Annotated in this window: 2 protein-coding genes; both read right to left on the bottom strand. The window is 61.3% G+C overall.

Translation table 11 applies throughout. From position 1 onward, the window contains the following. Positions 1 to 38: 38 nt before the first annotated feature. Positions 39 to 899, bottom strand: coding sequence for an IS3 family transposase (locus WDC87_RS21820; protein WP_252744290.1), 861 nt, complete (start codon positions 897 to 899; stop codon positions 39 to 41). Next, a complete protein-coding gene (locus WDC87_RS21815) occupies positions 896 to 1189 on the bottom strand; it encodes a transposase (protein WP_006388655.1) in 294 nt (97 codons plus the stop codon). Before WDC87_RS21815 ends, WDC87_RS21820 begins: the two co-directional genes overlap by 4 nt. Positions 1190 to 1263: the final 74 nt, after the last annotated feature.

Here is a 1263-nt window from a genome sequence, read left to right as displayed (position 1 = left end):
TGATCTGGCCCCCTGAAAACGGACGCCATGAAGCCGTTTCAGGCGGCAGTCCGGAGCTGCCGGGCGTAGTTGTTAGGCGAGTGGTAGCCCAGCGCCGAGTGTAGCCGGGCTGGATTGTAGAAGCCGTGGATGTAAGCAGCGATGGACTGGCTGGCTTGTTCCCTACTGGCGTAAGGCTCGGCAGCCTCTTCTGTCTTGAGCGTCGCAAAGAAGCTCTCGGCCACCGCGTTGTCCCAGCAATTGCCAGGCCGGCTCATGCTTTGGACCACGCCATGGGACTGCAGCAGCTGGCGAAACTCGTTTCCCCAGTACTGCCCACCACGATCTGAATGGAAGATCAGGCCGGGTCGTTGTGGATGCAGAGCCCAAGCATTGGCAAATGCTTTCACCACCAGCTCTTCAGTCAGACGCTTGGAAACGCTGTAGCCCAGCACCTGCCGGGTCTGGACGCTGATGACCACGGCCAGATGCAGCCATCCCTGGCGGGTGGGGACATACGTGATATCCCCGACCCACGCCGTCGGTCCGGTTCCGGGGGCAAATTGCCGATCCAGCAGGTTGGGGGCGAGCTGAGATGTGCCGCCGGAGGATTTGGGTCGGAATCGGCCTTTGGTCTTGCCCTGGATTCGCTCCTCGGCCATTAACCGTGCCACGCGCTTGTGGCCGACTGGATGATTCCTGGCTCGTAAGGCCCTGACCAGCCGACGTCGCCCATAACTGCGCTTGCTGGTCACATGAATGGCCCGAAGCTCGGTACGGAGGGCCAAATCGACATCGCACGTTTGGGCACACTGCCGGCGCAGGTAGTCATGGAATCCAGAGACAGAAACCCCAAGAACCCGACACAGCAACCTGGTCGGGTAGTGAGTCCTTTGACTGGCGACGAAGGCGTACCTCACTTGGACTCTCTGGCAAAGAACGCCGCCGCTTTTTTTAGGATTTCCCGCTCCATCTTCAGATTGGCGTTCTCGGCCCGAAGGCGGCTGATCTCGCTTTCCAGGTCGGTGGCTGGCCTGCGAGCCTCAGAGGTCAACGACCGGCCAGCACGGACTGCGTCAAGCCAATTTGCCAGCGTCTTGACCGACATCTCCAGCTGACGGGCCGCTGCGGCCGGCCCGAGCGACTCGGCCAGCTCCACGGCCTGGTGCTTGAACTCATCGGTGTAGCTACGACGGGTGATACGGGACATAAGGGACCTCCAAGTGCGATCAAAGTATCGCTTCTTGGCGTCCGCTGACGGGGGGCCAGATCAGACACCCCCGC

Source organism: Stenotrophomonas maltophilia group sp. Smal12, assembly GCF_037079935.1.
GTDB classification, from domain to species: domain Bacteria; phylum Pseudomonadota; class Gammaproteobacteria; order Xanthomonadales; family Xanthomonadaceae; genus Stenotrophomonas; species Stenotrophomonas sepilia.
This window is presented reverse-complemented; position numbering and strand designations above follow the sequence as displayed.

What these genes read in the sequence shown, in the direction of transcription:
- WDC87_RS21815 (WP_006388655.1), bottom strand. Translation starts at nt 1,189, where the DNA reads ATGTCCCGTATCACCCGTCGTAGCTACACCGATGAGTTCAAGCACCAG.